The 15,996-nt window shown below is 58.3% G+C and carries 15 protein-coding genes; 3 read left to right on the top strand and 12 right to left on the bottom strand.

Annotated elements, in window-relative coordinates:
* Positions 1 to 153: 153 nt before the first annotated feature.
* The 5 genes from ABIE13_RS12855 to ABIE13_RS12835 all read right to left on the bottom strand — a co-directional run bounded on the left by ABIE13_RS12855 (position 154) and on the right by ABIE13_RS12835 (position 4,523).
* Complete coding sequence (locus ABIE13_RS12855) at positions 154 to 1,815, bottom strand: MFS transporter (protein WP_354443983.1); 1,662 nt, start codon at positions 1,813 to 1,815, stop codon at positions 154 to 156.
* 381 nt (positions 1,816 to 2,196) lie between these two features.
* Positions 2,197 to 2,841 (bottom strand): 2-hydroxychromene-2-carboxylate isomerase, encoded by a 645-nt coding sequence (locus ABIE13_RS12850; RefSeq protein WP_354443981.1) that lies wholly within the window; start codon positions 2,839 to 2,841, stop codon positions 2,197 to 2,199.
* Positions 2,838 to 3,002, bottom strand: a complete 165-nt coding sequence (locus ABIE13_RS12845; protein ID WP_354444686.1) for a DUF1289 domain-containing protein — start codon at positions 3,000 to 3,002, stop codon at positions 2,838 to 2,840. Before ABIE13_RS12845 ends, ABIE13_RS12850 begins: the two co-directional genes overlap by 4 nt.
* A gap of 107 nt (positions 3,003 to 3,109) precedes the next feature.
* Entirely contained in the window at positions 3,110 to 3,610 is a 501-nt protein-coding gene (locus ABIE13_RS12840) for a YbaK/EbsC family protein (protein WP_354443979.1), read from the bottom strand.
* A gap of 4 nt (positions 3,611 to 3,614) precedes the next feature.
* The gene (locus ABIE13_RS12835) at positions 3,615 to 4,523 is read right to left on the bottom strand and encodes a hydroxymethylglutaryl-CoA lyase (RefSeq protein WP_354443977.1); all 909 of its coding nucleotides are present in this window, start codon (positions 4,521 to 4,523) and stop codon (positions 3,615 to 3,617) included.
* A 203-nt stretch (positions 4,524 to 4,726) separates the two neighbouring features.
* Here ABIE13_RS12835 and ABIE13_RS12830 point away from each other — a divergent pair, with 203 nt between their 5' ends.
* Together ABIE13_RS12830 and ABIE13_RS12825 are read left to right on the top strand one after the other, a co-directional pair.
* On the top strand, positions 4,727 to 5,494 hold the full coding sequence (locus tag ABIE13_RS12830; protein WP_354443975.1) for a metallophosphoesterase family protein: 768 nt from the start codon (positions 4,727 to 4,729) through the stop codon (positions 5,492 to 5,494).
* Positions 5,491 to 6,969 carry a serine/threonine protein kinase gene (locus ABIE13_RS12825; RefSeq protein ID WP_354443973.1) on the top strand — a complete coding sequence of 493 codons (1,479 nt, stop codon included), beginning with the start codon at positions 5,491 to 5,493 and terminating at the stop codon, positions 6,967 to 6,969. The genes ABIE13_RS12830 and ABIE13_RS12825 overlap by 4 nt, the downstream gene beginning before the upstream one ends.
* A gap of 81 nt (positions 6,970 to 7,050) precedes the next feature.
* Here the strand turns inward: ABIE13_RS12825 and ABIE13_RS12820 are convergent, their stop codons facing one another.
* The 7 genes from ABIE13_RS12820 to ABIE13_RS12790 all read right to left on the bottom strand — a co-directional run bounded on the left by ABIE13_RS12820 (position 7,051) and on the right by ABIE13_RS12790 (position 14,848).
* Positions 7,051 to 7,635, bottom strand: coding sequence for a DUF2799 domain-containing protein (locus ABIE13_RS12820; RefSeq protein WP_354443971.1), 585 nt, complete (start codon positions 7,633 to 7,635; stop codon positions 7,051 to 7,053).
* 16 nt (positions 7,636 to 7,651) lie between these two features.
* Positions 7,652 to 9,658, bottom strand: coding sequence for an acetyl/propionyl/methylcrotonyl-CoA carboxylase subunit alpha (locus ABIE13_RS12815; RefSeq protein ID WP_354443969.1), 2,007 nt, complete (start codon positions 9,656 to 9,658; stop codon positions 7,652 to 7,654).
* Positions 9,659 to 9,688: 30 nt separating this feature from the next.
* Positions 9,689 to 10,450: a DUF4126 domain-containing protein gene (locus ABIE13_RS12810; protein WP_354443967.1), complete on the bottom strand. Its 762-nt coding sequence runs from the start codon at positions 10,448 to 10,450 to the stop codon at positions 9,689 to 9,691.
* Positions 10,451 to 10,507: 57 nt separating this feature from the next.
* Positions 10,508 to 11,296, bottom strand: coding sequence for an enoyl-CoA hydratase/isomerase family protein (locus ABIE13_RS12805; RefSeq protein ID WP_354443965.1), 789 nt, complete (start codon positions 11,294 to 11,296; stop codon positions 10,508 to 10,510).
* On the bottom strand, positions 11,293 to 11,808 hold the full coding sequence (locus ABIE13_RS12800) for a DinB family protein (RefSeq protein ID WP_354443963.1): 516 nt from the start codon (positions 11,806 to 11,808) through the stop codon (positions 11,293 to 11,295). The genes ABIE13_RS12805 and ABIE13_RS12800 overlap by 4 nt, the downstream gene beginning before the upstream one ends.
* 2 nt (positions 11,809 to 11,810) lie before the next feature.
* Complete coding sequence (locus tag ABIE13_RS12795; protein WP_354443961.1) at positions 11,811 to 13,418, bottom strand: carboxyl transferase domain-containing protein; 1,608 nt, start codon at positions 13,416 to 13,418, stop codon at positions 11,811 to 11,813.
* A gap of 479 nt (positions 13,419 to 13,897) precedes the next feature.
* Positions 13,898 to 14,848, bottom strand: a complete 951-nt coding sequence (locus ABIE13_RS12790) for a LysR family transcriptional regulator (protein WP_354443959.1) — start codon at positions 14,846 to 14,848, stop codon at positions 13,898 to 13,900.
* Between the two features lie 159 nt (positions 14,849 to 15,007).
* Between ABIE13_RS12790 and ABIE13_RS12785 the strand changes: the two genes are divergently transcribed.
* Positions 15,008 to 15,991, top strand: a complete 984-nt coding sequence (locus ABIE13_RS12785) for a Bug family tripartite tricarboxylate transporter substrate binding protein (RefSeq protein WP_354443957.1) — start codon at positions 15,008 to 15,010, stop codon at positions 15,989 to 15,991.
* The last annotated feature ends 5 nt before the right edge of the window (positions 15,992 to 15,996 follow it).

Below are 15,996 nucleotides of genomic sequence, written 5' to 3'. Positions count from 1 at the left end.
AGAGGGCCCATAAAAAGGGCATTTTTTCTCGATTAAGGCATTGTCTGAGACAAAAAAAACCGCCCATGCGGGCGGTTTTCAATGCGCAAAGAATCAAGGAGTCAAAGAGTCATGGCTTCGATGATTCAATGATTCAACTAATCGCTTGCGCAATCAATCGGATGCGTAGATGTCCACGTCCTTGGTTTCACGAACGAACAACAGACCAATCACGAACGTAACGGCGGCAATCACGATTGGATACCACAGCCCGTAATACATGTTGCCGTTGGAGGCGACCATCGCGAAGGAAATGGTCGGCAGCATGCCCCCGAACCATCCATTGCCGATGTGGTAGGGCAAGCTCATGGATGTATACCGGATGCGCGTTGGGAACATTTCCACCAGAGCCGCGGCAATAGGACCGTAGACCATGGTGACGTAGATCACAAGGATCGCCAGAATGCCGACCACCAGCGGTTTGTTGATCTGCGCAGGATCCGCCTTGCTCGGATAACCATCTGCTTTCAGTGTGTCACCCACTTCTTTCTTGAAAGCTGCAATGGCCGCCGCACTCGTTTCATCGAACTTGCTGTTTACCACCACTCCGGTGGGCGCAGCAATTTCCTTGCTCCCGATCTTGACCACTGCTTGCCCAGTTCCTGCCACGTTCTCGTAGCTCACGGCATTGGCCGCAAGGAAACGCTTGGCAATGTCGCAAGAGCTGCGGAAGTCGATCTCACGAGCTACAGGGTTGCCACCGAAGGAGCACTCAGCAGGATTGGCAGTGACCACCACCTGGTTAGCCACTTGCGCGGCTGCCAGCGCTGGGTTGGCCGCTTGAGTCAGCGCCTTGAAGAGCGGGAAGTAGGTGAACACCGCCAACAGCAGACCAGCCAGAATGATCGGCTTGCGGCCCACTTTATCTGACAAGGTACCGAAGATCACGAAGAATGGTGTGCCAATCAAAAGTGCGATGGCAATCAGGATGTTCGCGGTGGAAGCGTCAACCTTCAAAACGCTCTGCAGGAAGAACAGCGCGTAGAACTGACCTGTGTACCAAACCACCGCTTGACCGGCCACGAGACCGAACAGCGCCAGCAGCACAATTTTCAGGTTCTTCCATTCACCGAACGATTCTTTCAGAGGTGCCTTGGAGGTTTTGCCTTCCGACTTCATCTTCTGGAAAGCCGGAGATTCGTTCATCGACAAGCGAATCCAGACTGAGACGGCCAGCAGCGCAATCGACACCAGGAAAGGAATCCGCCAGCCCCAGGCAGCGAATGCTTCTTCGCCCACCACGTTGCGCACAATCAGGATGACGATCAGAGAAAGGAAAAGTCCGAGCGTTGCCGTCGTCTGAATCCAGGAGGTGTAAGCGCCACGCTTGCCCTGCGGTGCATGCTCGGCTACGTAGGTAGCGGCACCCCCGTATTCACCCCCGAGCGCCAGACCTTGCAACATTCGAAGCACGATCAAAATCACGGGAGCAATCACGCCAATGGAGGCGTAGTTGGGCAGCAAGCCCACGATGAAGGTGGACAAGCCCATGAGCAAAATGGTGACCAGGAAGGTGTACTTCCGGCCAATCATGTCACCTAAGCGGCCGAAAAACAGTGCGCCAAAGGGTCGCACGATAAAGCCTGCGGCGAAGGCGAACAACGCAAAAATGAAAGCAGAAGTCGGGTCCAGACCCGCGAAGAACTGCTTGGCAATAATGGCTGCCAGCGATCCGTAGAGATAGAAGTCATACCACTCGAATACTGTGCCCAGCGAGGAGGCGAAGATGACTTTCCTCTCCTCCGCGCTCATGGGCCGTGCGGCCGTTGTTGCCATGCGTGTCTCCTGTTGAAAGTTCGTGAATGCCACCCATCGGGGGGTTCAAACCCTCGTGGTTGCACTCCGAATGTGAGACGAATAGCTGACCCTTTTCTGACAACTTTTCTAACAATTCCATCGTGACTTGCACGAGCGAACCAAAACAAGGGATAACCCCGACGGAATTTTTTCTTATGTGAAATTTTTGGCAATAAACCGCGAGACGTCTTCGGGTAAGTCCGTAGAAAAAAATTCAGACATCCGGAGCTAGTGCTTGGTATTGCCTGGGAGCGCCAAGCTCCAGCTTGGCAATTCTTCTGACCGACATACCCGCCCAAATGCCAAGCTGGAGCTTGGCGCTCCCAGGACAAAACCCTTCTCGCCGGAACCATGCTCTGGCTAGGACCTACGGACACCCTGCCCTATGAGTTCAGGAGCGCGCCAAGCCTGATCCAGACGTTCGTCCTTCTCCAGGTAAGCCCGCAACATGGGCAAGGCGTCGAAACCCCAGAACACCCGGCCGTCAACCACCATGCTCGGTACACCAAATACTCCGGCTGAGATGGCAGCCTCCGTTGCCTGCTTCAGTTCCTGTTTGACATCGCTCGCCGCCGGATCCCTCTGCGGGGCCAGACGATCAGTCAGTGCCCTCAACCGCGCAGCATCGTCGGCAGCACCACCCTCGACCCAGGCATGGCGAAAAATCGCTTCGCATTGAAAGCGGTTGGGCATGCCCTGGCTTGAACAGGCCAGCGCCAATCGCAACAGCGCCAGAGAGTTGAAAGGGTGCACATCTGGCGCACGCAACTCAATCGAATGTGCACTTGCCAGCCAATCCACCTGCCTGTAGGTCCACTCGCGCTTGCCCGTGATCTCGGCCGGGCCCAGTTGCCCGTGATGCTTGAGCAGGCCTGCAAACAAAATGGGCCGGTACACCACCTCGTAGCTCAACCCCTGCAGCGCCCGAGGTATTTGCTCGAACGCCAGGTAAGCGTAGGGAGAAATGAAATCCAGGTAGAAGTCGATGCGTTTAGGGCGTGTCATTTTGCTTTCTCTCTGCGCAGTTGGACTCTCTGCCATATGGCCCACTTCTTAGGGTCTTCCATGGAGCCCCAGCCAGCAATCTCGTCCAGACGCCGGAAGCAGCCTTCACACAAGCCAGTACGTTCTTCAATGCGGCAAGTCCGCACGCAAGGTGACGGCATCGGAGTGCAGTGGTCGTAGGCGAGCTGTGCTTCGCGCGCCAGGGCGTCAAGATCGCGTACGCCGGCCACTTAGCTACGCACCAGGCCAACGCAAGCGGTCATAGGCGTCACGGTGAAGGTGCCTCAACCACGTCTGCCACGGGTGCGTCGGTCAAACGCTCAAGATCAACTGGCGCCAGCTTGAACACGCCGTGGGGATGGCCAGCCGCGGCCCAGATCTCATCAAAGCGATAAAGCTCGCGGTCGATCAACGTGACGGAGCGGTCAACATGGGCCACCGGCGATACGCCGCCGATGGAAAAGCCGGTTTTGGCTTTGACGAACTCAGCATCGGCGCGGCCGATCTTGCCCACCAGCGCAGCCACTTTCTTTTCATCCACTCTGCGATCACCCGAGGTGATCACCAGCACGGCAACCTCATCTGCCTTGCGCTTGAAAATGATGCTCTTGGCAATTTGCCCGACCTCGATACCCAGCGCTTCGGCTGCCTGCGCGGCGGTGCGCGCCGCATCGTCCAGCATGACGGGAACATGGGGATGCCCTGCGGCGGCAAGTGCCTCTGTCACTCGCCGAACACCCTCGGGCAAATTCTCCAAAACCGTTTCCATGAGTTCACCCGGCTCGTTTGTTCAACATGGCAGTCGCCGCCCGCGAATTGGGCTTGCGCTGAAGGAAATCACTGATATAGGCGCCGGCATCCACAAGCTTGTCGAAATCTATGCCGGTGTCGATGTCCATGCCGTGAAGCATGTAGACGACATCTTCCGTGGCCACATTGCCGGTGGCGCCCTTGGCATAGGGGCATCCACCCAGGCCTGCGATCGAGGTGTCGTACTGCCATACCCCCATCTCCAGAGAGGCCAGGGTATTGGCCAATGCCTGCCCATAGGTATCGTGGAAATGGCCCGATATGTCGTCCAGCTCGTAGTGCTTCAGTGTTTGCTCTACAACACGCTGTACTTTGCGAGGGGTGCCTACGCCAATGGTGTCGGCCACGCCGACGTGTTGCACGCCAATGCCTTTCATCAGGCCAGCCAGGTAGCCGACGCGCTCGGGGGCTACCTCGCCTTCATAAGGACAACCCACGACACAGCTCATGGCACCACGCACATAAATGCCGTTGGCCCGCGCAGCTTCTACGACCGGCGCGAAGCGTTCGATGCTCTCTGCAATCGAGCAGTTGATATTTTTCTGGCTGAAGGCCTCACTGGCTGCCGCGAAGACCACAATTTCATCGACACCGGCAGCCAACGCGCCCTCAAAACCCTTCATGTTGGGAGTCAGAACGCTGTAGCGAACCCCTGGCCTGCGCTCCATGCCAGCCAGCACTTCTGCAGCATCGGCCATCTGAGGCACCCACTTCGGGCTGACGAAACTGGTGACCTCAACTTCTTTGAGGCCCGCGTCCTGCAACCGATGCACCAGGCCAATCTTGATGGCGGCGGGTACGGGTTGCTTTTCATTCTGAAGGCCGTCGCGCGGCCCCACTTCGACAATCTTCACTCGCGAAGGAATAGACATGGCAATTCATTGGATAGATGCAACCAGTCAGTGTAGCGGCGTGCGGACAAATTGGAAGTCGCCAAGTATTCAAGGAACGTGCTCATAATCTAGCCGGGTCAACCCAGATTCATGGGCCAAGCCCCCCGTTGATGCTTCTCCGTGCCGGATCAATAGGTCGTGAATACTTTCTCATGACGGTTATCGCTCCGTAGAAGGCTCCCATGAAGTACGCTTTGCTTGCCGACATCCACGCCAATCGCCACGCGTTGGAGGCTTGCCTGACCCACGCTGAAAAGTGCGGCATTGATCGACATGCCTTTTTAGGCGATCTGGTGGGCTATGGCGCGGAGCCCAGCGCCGTGGTGCGGCAGGTGATGGCCTTGCGGGCGCAAGGTGCGCTCGCCATCAAGGGAAATCACGATCTTTATAGCTCCATGCCCCTGGTGGAAGGCAAGACAGACCTTGGCCATGTCAGCGTGGCCTGGACCCAGGCTCAGCTCTCGTTGGACGAGCGTGCCTTTCTGGCGGCCCTGCCCATGACGCATACCGAGAGCAGCTTGGTGCTGGTGCACGCCAGCGCCGACTGCCCTGAGCGTTGGCGCTACGTGGAAACGCCGCAGCTGGCCGCTGCCAGTCTGGACGGGGCGGTGCAGCCGCCTGTAGGTAACGATAAAGTTCGGCATGTCTTTGGCGGGCATGTCCACGCCCAAACACTTTTTTTTCGTGGAGGAGCCGGCAAGCTGATGCCCTTTTCTCCGACCCCGGGAGTGCCTATTCCGGTACCGGGCCACCGATTCTGGCTGGCGACCGTAGGTTCGGTGGGTCAGCCGCGAGATGGTCGAGCCGATGCGATGTACGCGATCTTCGATGATGGCGCTCAGTTGCTGACGTTTCATCGCGTGCCCTACGACGTGCAAGGGGCCATGGCCGCTATCCGGTCCACATCGCTCCCTGCCTTCTTCGCAGACCGTCTGGAGTTCGGCAGGTGAACACCCTGCCTCCCGGCACCAACGTGGATGGCTTCTGCATCCGTGAACTGGTGCACAAGGGCGGCATGGCGCTGATCTACCGCGTCGTTTATGCGGACGGGCGAGTCGCGCCATTCGACATGGTGATGAAAGTACCTCGAATGACAGCCCGCGATGGAGCGGAAAACCTGGTGGGTTTCGAAGTCGAGCAGCAAATCATGCAAGCGTTGAGCGGCCCCCATCTGCCACGTCTCGTCGCCTCAGGTGATATTTCGACAACGCCGTATCTCGTGATGGAATATGTGGCAGGCCGGACGTTGAATTCCTGGATAGCGAAATCTCAACGAGGACAAGCGTGCTCACCCGAGCTCATAGCAGGCCTGGGGGCTGCGGTGGCCACGGCAGCGCATGCGCTGCATCAGCAGAACGCGGTGCATATGGATCTGAAGCCTGCCAACGTCATGGTCAGGTGCGACGAAAAAGCCAGCGCCTCAGGCCCAGATGAGGGCCGAAATTCGCTGAACTTTCAGGCTGTTCTGCTCGACTTTGGCCTGAGCTATCACGCCCACTACCCCGATCTGCTGGCAGAAGAAATGCGCAAAGCAGTAGGCTCTCCGGCCTATATGGCACCGGAGCAGGTGGTTGGCGTGCGAGGTGATCCTCGCAGCGACGTGTTTTCCATAGGCGCCATGTTGTATGAATTGGCCACAGGTGAATTGCCTTTCGGCGCACCCATCACCACGGGTGGTTTGCGCCAACGACTTTGGGCAGAACCGATCCCTCCACGCAAGCACCGCCCTGACCTCCCGGAGTGGCTGCAAGAAGTTATCCTGCGCTGCCTGGAACCCATGGCGGCAGAGCGCTACCCCTCCGCAGCGCACCTTGCTTTCGACCTGACTCACCCGGAGCAGATCCAGATCGGGGTGCGAGGTCTGCGCCTCCAGGCCCCTGGCTTCTTCACACAACTCAGACGATGGATCCGTGCCGCGGGTGCCGAGTATCAGCCCAGCCCCCTACCGGCAAGGCAGATAGAAGAGGTACCCATCTTGCTGGTAGCTATTGCGCACCGCGATGTCACAGAAACCACCTTGGACGCGCTCCGAATGGCGGTCAGCAGATCCTTGGGCATTCGACCGGGCGCGCGCCTGGCTTGCGTGACCGTGGTGGCGCCTGGCAGCAGTACCGACGAGGAAAAAAGCGAGGCCACCGTTCATCGCGCCATGTTGGCGATGCTCAAGAACTGGACTCGCGGTCTGGACCTGGCTAACCATCAAACGTCCTACCATGTACTGGAATCAACCGATGCCGCACAGGCCATCCTGCGATACGCCAGCGCCAACCATGTCAGCCTGATCGTCATGGGAGCGGCCACCCATGGCTTGCAGATGCAACGCTTTGTGGCCACGGTGCCCACCCGGGTGGCCATGCATGCCCCCTGCACGGTGATTCTGGTCAAGCCAAACTCGCCAGATCATTCTTGGAACACAAATAAATAAACCCTCACGACGCACCAGAATACGCGGGAGGGTACTGGGGCCGATCACTGTTTGGTAAACGACCCAAGGCGCCGAGGCAATCTACCTCACTACACGCATCATCGTCTCTGTGCGCATGCGGTCACGCAAATTGCGGATCTCATGCTCCAGCGAAGACCTGCGCGCAGACAATTCTGCCCGTCTCTGAGAACTCTGGTTTTCTGACCGGCCCGAGTCTCGAATGACCTCTTCAAGCCTGCGGGAACGCTCGTCAATCTGCTGTTGCAGGTCTCTGATGCGCTTTTCAAAGCGGTAGCGATCACGCGCCGGCGTGTAGATGGACAGGAACAACGGCTCCATGTCCGGTGGGCAGAAACCGGGTTTGTACTCACTATCACGACGGGCCCAGGAGTCCGCATTGCCAGGCACACAAACCTCCCGCCGGCCTTGCTCCCAGCCGCGTTGCCATTCACTCAGATTCCCCCGAACTCCTTTTTCGGCACAGCTTTGCACCCGCTTGGCGCCGAAGTCGGGCATGTCTCCATCGCGCGCGTCTGAATGACCCAGAGCGGCCCAATTCGCACCCAGGCACTGCTCCTCCGACATGGAAGCGCAGCCAGAAAGCAGCAAAGCCCCCAACACCAAACCCACTGCGCCCATTCCGGCACGCACCCTCGAATGCATCATGAAATTTCTCCTGGATTTACGAAGCCAATCGGAGCAACTCTGCCCCTTCGGTTACTTGTTCGCCCGGCGCAAAAAGCAGCTCGGCCACCACGCCATCTTGCGGCGCGGCAATAGTGTGCTCCATCTTCATGGCTTCCATCACCACCAGCAGCTGGCCTTTGCTTACCTTGTCCCCCGCCTTGACGGCGATCGACACCACTTTGCCAGGCATGGGCGCGGTGAGCCGTCCAGCTTCGCCACCGCCTTCGCCCGCATGAGACAGCACATCGGGCTCGGTGATGGTGGCCGCGCCTCGGGCACCAAACACGTGCGCCACCTCGCCGATCTTGTAGATCTGTACCACCTGGCGATCATCACCAAAGCGAACATCCAGGCGTCCTTGCGCATCGGCGGAGAAAGCCAGCGGCCGTGCGTCTTGATCGCCTACCGCCAGTTGCAAGCCGTCGCTCAAGTAGCGTAGTTTGGCAACGACTGGCTGGCCTTTGTATTCGAAATCAATCCGCCGGGAAGCCGTACCGTGAGATCGGAAACCATCGCGGCGGCTAAATGGGTCGTGTGTTTCAGCCTGGCGCTCCGACAGCACTGTTTGCGCCACTGCGGCGGCAACGACCATCTGGGCGCCCAGTTTGTCCTGCTTGAAAAGTTGATCGGACTCACGCTGAATCAGGGCCGTGTCGAGTTTGGCCTGGCTGAAAGATTCGGAGGCCAGAACGTGACGCAAAAACTGCACATTGGTCTGCAAGCCTGCAATGTGCGTAGCGGCCAGTGCTGCGTCCAGCTTGGCCAGTGCCTCCTGACGCGTTTCGCCCCAGACGATGAGTTTGGCGATCATGGAGTCATAGAACGGGCTGATGACATCGCCCTCGCGCACACCATCGTCCACACGCACCACATCAATCTCAAAGCTCGCATGCGCGGGCTTGCGATAGATCTTCAAGGTACCTGTGGCGGGCAGGAAGTTCTTGTCTGGATTTTCAGCGCAAATGCGAGCTTCGATAGCATGGCCTTCGATAAGCAGGTCATCTTGCTCCAGAGGCAGGGGTTCGCCGCTGGCTACCCGCAGTTGCCATTCGACCAGGTCAAGGCCGGTGATGGCCTCCGTGACCGGATGCTCTACCTGCAGCCGTGTGTTCATCTCCATGAAGTAGAACTTCATCTGGTCTGGCCGCTCATAGCCACCCGGTTGCTCCACGATGAACTCCACCGTGCCGGCGCCCACATAATTCACCGCGCGCGCCGCATTGACGGCTGCTTCGCCCATGGCGGCACGAATGCTCTCCGGCATGCCAGGTGCAGGCGCTTCTTCCAGCACTTTTTGATGCCGACGCTGCACGGAGCAATCGCGCTCGAAGAGATAGACGTAGTTGCCGTGTGCGTCACCGAATACCTGGATTTCGATGTGGCGGGGGCGCTGGACGTACTTTTCGATCAGGACGGCATCATCACCAAAGCTGTTGATGGCCTCACGCTTGCAGGACTCCAGCGCTGCAGCGAACTCCTCTGTCTTCTGGACCGCACGCATGCCCTTGCCGCCACCCCCTGCGCTGGCCTTGATCAGAACCGGATAGCCAATGCGATCAGCCTCCTTGTGCAGCATTTCAGGGTCTTGGCCTGCGCCGTGATAGCCAGGCACCAAAGGTACGCTGGCTGACTCCATAAGTCGCTTGGATTCGGCCTTCAGACCCATGGCTTTGATCGCCGAAGCAGGAGGGCCAATGAACACCAGGCCATTGTCCGCACACGCCTGCGCGAACTCCTCATTTTCACTCAGGAAACCATAACCAGGGTGAACGGCTTGCGCGCCTGTGGCCTTGGCCGCATCCAGGATCCGTTGCCACTGCAGATAGCTCTCCTTGGGAGAACTGGCGCCAATATGCACTGCCTCATCACACGCTGACACATGCTTCGCGTGCGCGTCGGCATCTGAATAGACAGCCACGGTCTTTACGCCCATGCGGCGCGCTGTGGCAGCTACGCGGCAAGCGATTTCGCCACGGTTGGCGATCAGTATCTTGTCAAACAAAGTGTTGTCTCCCCAGGTTGTCAGCGCCACTCAGGCACTATTTGATTCGAACGATGTTCTGCCAAAAAGGCGGCGCAGCTTGACCACGACCGTCAATAGAAATTTGTAAAGCACCACCAGCAGGAGTGCGGAAACCAGCAGCATCACCACCAGCGCAACGCCAAAGGCCACCGGGTGCGTGGTGGCCAACCACATCACCAGCACCACCAGCCCGTCCTCGAAGAAAGATGCCAGCCAGTTGGAAAAGGGTTCTGGTGAAGTGTTGATCGCGGCGCGTGTGGTGGCTTTGGTCGCAAAGGAGGTAGCAGCCAGGCCTCCGCCAAGCAAACCAGCCACCAAGCCCATGGTGGCCGAATCGGCACCAAAAACACCCGCTGCCAGAAGCGCGCCGCCGGGGATCCGGATCACGCTGTTGATCGAATCCCAAACGCTGTCCACCCACGGAATCTTGTCAGCAAAAAACTCAACCAGAAGCATGAAACCACTGGCGGCCATGACGGCAGGGTGCGCGAGAATATTCAAGCCCGAAGGAAGCGGAATCCACCCTGCATAACCCATGGCCCCCGTCAGAAACACCACCGCATAAAGCCTGAATCCGCTCGCCCATCCAAGCGCTGCAGCCAAGGCCATGAGCGAAGCCATGTCCATCTTGGCCACCACAGGCGCCACCGCCCCGCCCACGGCGGTGCCAGCCTGCCCGACGGCCTCACCAATAGCCTGGGCGGTCTCCTGGTTCGGATGAATACCCATGCTGTGCAACCACTGCACGATCTGCTGGAAGAGTTCTTGCATATGACGACGCGCCTGTGCCTCTACGTGTGTCTACAACGGTGTCCCACCGATGCCTTCTCAAGACACCAGCCAGCCAGGCTTGGTCTTGTTCAAAAAACTCTGTATGCCTTCCTTGCCTTCGTCCGAGGACCGAATGTCGGCGATGGCTTTTACAGTGTGATCAATGAGCAGGCGAGTGATGTCCCGGTCGGCCACGTATTGCACCAGCTTCTTGCATTCCTTCAGTGCATTGGGGCCAGCCGCCAGGAATGCGTTCACCCATGTGCTCACGACCTCATTGAGTTGATCGGCAGGTACCACCTCATGCACAAAACCCAGGCGCAGTGCCTGCTGCGCATCAAAGCGTTCAGCGGTCAAGAAATAACGGTGGGCGGCTCTAGGCCCCATGGCCCGTATGACATAAGGACTGATGGTGGCTGGCGTCAGGCCGAGCTTGACCTCGCTGAGACAGTAGTGGGCTGTATCAATGCTGACCGCCACATCGCAGGCGGCCACCAAACCCATGCCGCCCGCATAGACATCGCCTTGCACGCGTGCAATAGTGGGTTTTGGACACTCATAGATAGTGCGCATCATGAAAGCCAGCTTCTCGGCGTCGCGTTCGTTCTCGTCCTGGGAATAGTCGGCCATGCGGCGCATCCAGTTGAGGTCCGCGCCCGCGCAAAATGCCGGCCCCTCCGCCATGAGCACGATCGCGCGCACCTGTGGATCTTCACCCAGGGTCGAAAACGCATGGGTCAGGTCCGCAATCACTTCGTCGTTGAATGCATTTCTAAGCTCAGGCCGGCTGAGCACCACCGTAGCGATCTGATTCTGAACGGATGTACGAATAGCAGAATTGGTCATGACCTTTTGGATTCCTCTTGCAGCATATAAACGAGGTCGAGCTCAGTGATTGTTCGGCCCAGTGCGGTAAGCGCCGCCGTGACCTGGCCACGGTGATGCGTTCCATGATTGAAAACGTGCGCCAAAGTGGCGCAAAAAGGAAGATTTGCAGGTTGGCCACGCATGGTGATATAGCTCAGTTCACCGTCGAAACGCTCCAGCGGCCAACTCTGGATCAAAGCCTGCCAGCGCTCCGCACCTTCTACCAAACGCTGCTCCAGCTTCTGGCGGTCAGACTCCAGTTCAGCATCCAGGGACAAGCGAGGTGAAGTGCCTTCCGAGAACCGCACAAACCAGAGATGGTGTTCTCCCACCAGCAAATGATTGAGCGTGCCGTGGATGCTTTTGAAGAACAGGCCCACGTCACGCCGATAGGCTTCTTCAGGCAAATCGCCTACCGCGGCCAGCAAGCGCCGGGTGGCCCACACGTTATAGCGAGCCAGAGTGGAAAAGTGCTGTGGCCAGGACGGCATGGCTACATGCGGAAAATACCGAATTTCAAGTCTTCTATCGGCGCGTTCTGTGCAGCAGACAGGCCCAGCGCCAGCATCCGGCGCGTATCTGCGGGGTCAATGACGCCATCGTCCCAAAGCCGGGCGCTGGCGTAGTAAGGATGTCCCTGGGTTTCATACTGCTGGCGAACCGGGGCCTTGAAAGCCTCCTCTTCCTCGGCACTCCACTGCCCGCCCTTGGCCTCTATGCCGTCTCGCTTGACGGTGGCCAGTACGCCGGCAGCTTGCTCGCCCCCCATCACGCTGATACGGGCGTTCGGCCACATCCACAGGAAACGCGGTGAATAGGCTCTGCCGCACATGCCGTAGTTGCCAGCACCAAAGCTACCGCCAATGATCACGGTGAACTTGGGGACGTTCACGGTCGCCACCGCCGTCACCAGCTTGGCGCCGTGGCGCGCAATGCCTTCGTTTTCGTACTTGCGGCCCACCATGAAGCCTGTGATGTTCTGCAGGAAAACCAACGGAATCTTGCGCTGGCCGCAGAGCTCAATAAAGTGGGCGCCTTTTTGGGCGCTCTCAGAAAACAAGATGCCGTTGTTGGCAACGATGCCGACCGGCATGCCTTCGATATGCGCAAAGCCGCACACCAGGCTGGCGCCAAAGCGCGCCTTGAATTCATGGAACTCCGAACCGTCCACGATTCGGGCAATGATCTCCCGCACATCGAACGGCTTGCGTGTGTCCGTAGGAATCACGCCATAGAGTTCTTCCGCGGCGTACTTGGGCGCCACTGGGATGCGTAGATCGCCAGCAGGCTCTTTCTTGCGGTTCAGGTGCGACACGATCTCACGCGCCAGCGCAAGCGCATGCATGTCGTTTTGCGCCAGGTGATCCGCCACGCCGGAAAGACGCGTATGAACGTCCCCACCGCCCAGATCTTCGGCCGTGACCTCTTCGCCCGTCGCAGCCTTCACCAGAGGAGGACCACCCAGAAAGATGGTGCCCTGGTTCTTGACGATGATGCTTTCGTCACTCATGGCCGGCACGTAGGCGCCGCCTGCAGTACAACTGCCCATGACGACAGCGATCTGAGCAATCCCCTTGGCGCTCATGTTGGCCTGGTTATAAAAGATCCGACCGAAATGATCGCGGTCAGGGAAGACGTCGTCCTGCTGAGGCAAGTTGGCGCCCCCGGAGTCCACCAGATAGATACAGGGCAACCGGTTGGCATCTGCAATTTCCTGCGCTCGCAGATGCTTTTTGACGGTCATGGGGTAGTAGGTCCCGCCTTTGACCGTGGCGTCGTTACAGACGATCATGCAGTCGACTCCGCTGACGCGGCCAATGCCCGCCACAATGCCTGCGGAAGGCGCATCCCCACCGTACATGCCCATGGCCGCCAGCGGCGCAATTTCCAGAAAGGGTGTGCCTGGATCCAACAAGGTCTGTACCCGAACACGAGGCAGCAACTTGCCGCGATCCGTGTGCTTCTTGCGCGCGGCCTCTCCGCCTCCTTCGGCCATTTTCGCAACCTGCTCTTTCAGGTCTTCTACCAAAGCGCGCATCGCAGTGGAGTTGGCCTGAAATTCCGTGGAACGGGCGTTGAGTTTGGTCTCTAGCATCGTCATGGTCTGTCTGCTTCGCTTTTGTCTCTGTTGTTTGTAAACATCCTGAGGGAGCGCTTGGGTCCATCGCCCTTTGGCATCCCGCGTAGCCCACGGAGGGTATTCGTATTGTCACCGCTGGACCGCAGGCCCGTAGCGCATGTCAAAAAAGAAATAGGGATCATTGTCCCTCTGCGCGATGACGGGTGGCACCCACACCCCTGAGAGCGGGGTTCATTCGATCGGCCACCCTCTACTTGCCACCCTTATTATCAAATTAATACCTAAATATTAACGCTTCTGCGACCCCTGAGAGATGCCCGATGGGAATGACCGTCCGCATCAACTAAGAGAGCACCGCTTCATTCGGTTCCCACCGTTTGCCATCAAATAAGGGGCAGATTCTTATTTCGACTGAAATAGCCATCAAGGACGCTCTAGCGATCCCGGTTTCGCAGTGGGCCGGCGAGGGCCAGAGTCGGCTTTCTTGAAGAGCCGGGGCACTAGTTGGAGAAGGGAAGGCCGTTCGAGGCACGCGACCGACCAAACAATTCAAATACAAGCGTCCTTAGCCAGAGGTGGGCACTGTCATGATGAGTTCGTTGATGCCAATACTGTCGGACCTCGAGCGGCCGAATATCAAGCGGGCAATCTACCAAGCGAAGAACACGAGGACGCGCAAAATGCTTCGCGCTGACGGTAGGCATCGTGAGCAGAAAGTCTGTTCGCTCCACCAAGGGTGGCGCCTCCAGAAAGCTCGGAACGCGAACCGCAATCCCGTCGGCGCCGCACAACTCAATAATCCGCCGCTCCACCGCGCTGTGCTGATGGCCCGACCGGGTCGCAGACGCCACCACGTGGTATTCCGACACAAACTGCTCCAAGGTGATAGCCTTTCCAATCCGCGGGTGTTGAGCGCTCACCAAACATGAGTAGGTATCGCTAAAAAGAACTTGCTGGTAGACATCACTGCTGAGCTCGGGGAATGCCCCGATCACAAGATCAATTTCGCCTTGCGCCAGCCCTAGCGCCATGTCAATCTGAACCGGCGGAACGACCCGAAGGCGAACATGTGGAGCATTGGCTCGGAAGTAAGCCAGCAAGGACGGTGCCAATACAAGGGTTCCGAGATCAGAGCAACAGAGCGTGAAGCCGCGTCGCGCTACCCGGGGATCAAAGGTTGTTCCCGCGCGCAGATCGACATCGACAATGTGCAATGCTTTCCGCACTGACTGGATCATCCGGTCCGCTTGGGTGGTTGCCTCCATGTGTGAGGGCGTTCGGACGAAAAGTTGATCTCGAAACTCGGTGCGGAGGGAAGCGAGCGCCTTAGACAGCGCGGGTTGCGTGAGGCCCAGCTCTGACGCCGCACGAGTGATGCTTCGAAGCCGATAGATAGATTCAAAGCAGCGAAGCTGTTGAATGCTGACCAGTGATCGGTTGTGGTTTTCCATCGTGCGCCATCTTGCCTTTCGCGGAGCCCTATTGTCCACAAGATGAATCGGATTCATGGACCAAATTCCCCTCAGTGCATTGCGCAACTCCCGGAGCTGTCGAAGAATCCGTATCTATCAAAGCGTCCAACAAGTGCCGCATACAAATAGGAGACAAGCATGACCCACATATCTCACCGCCGCCGAAGCCTCACCGCGGGCCTCATGGCGTTAGCAGTCCAGACGCCGGTTTGGAGCGCGGACACCTTTCCGGCCAAACCGCTTCGGCTGGTCGTACCCTTCGGATCGGGCGGCGCCAACGATGTTTTGGCGCGACTGCTAGCAGATCAACTCTCACGCCGTCTAGGACAAGTTGTTGTAGTAGAAAACCGCGCCGGCGCCGGAGGCAATATTGGTGCAGAGAACGCTGCGAAGTCTGCGCCCGACGGCTACAACCTATTCTGGGCACAAGCTGCAACCCACGGTATCAATCCGGCAATCTACAAGCGTCTTGGATTTGACCCCGTGCGTGATTTCGCATCCGTCGCGCTCGTCGGGCAGGCTCCTCTCGTCTTCATGGCAAGGCCCGAGGGTCGTGTGAAGTCTTTGACTGAGCTCATTGCGCTTGCCAAGGCGGCGCCAGACTCGCTGGTTTATGCAACGGGAGGCGTTGGAACCTCACTCCATGTCGCTGGTGAACTGTTCAAGAGCATGGCACAGGTCAGCATACTGCATGCGGCATACAAAGGCGGCAACGGCCCGGTCACCGACGCGATTGCAGGACACGTGGACCTTGTGATCGACGGTTTGCAATCCGGCATCCGCTTCATTAAATCAGGACAACTGATTCCGCTCGCGGTGACATCCAAGGAACGGTTGCCTGGACTACCCAAAACCCCAACGATAGGCGAGACAATTCCGGGTTACGAGGCACTCACCTGGAGTGCGGTCGCCGCCCCCGCCGGAACCCCGGCGCCTGTCATCAATGCCTTGAATCGCGAAATCAACGCGGCAGTCCAACTCGTGACCTTGCGCGAGCGCTTCCAGGATCTGTATGTCACTCCAACAGGAGGAACGCCTGAGGCCATGGATAAGTTTGTGCGCTCGGAGCTTGTGAAGTGGAAAAGGATTGCGGTAGAGCGCAACATTACGGCTGAATCGTGACCTGC

The organism is Ottowia thiooxydans (assembly GCF_040548795.1).
GTDB classification, from domain to species: Bacteria; Pseudomonadota; Gammaproteobacteria; order Burkholderiales; family Burkholderiaceae_C; genus Ottowia; species Ottowia thiooxydans_A.
This window is presented reverse-complemented; position numbering and strand designations above follow the sequence as displayed.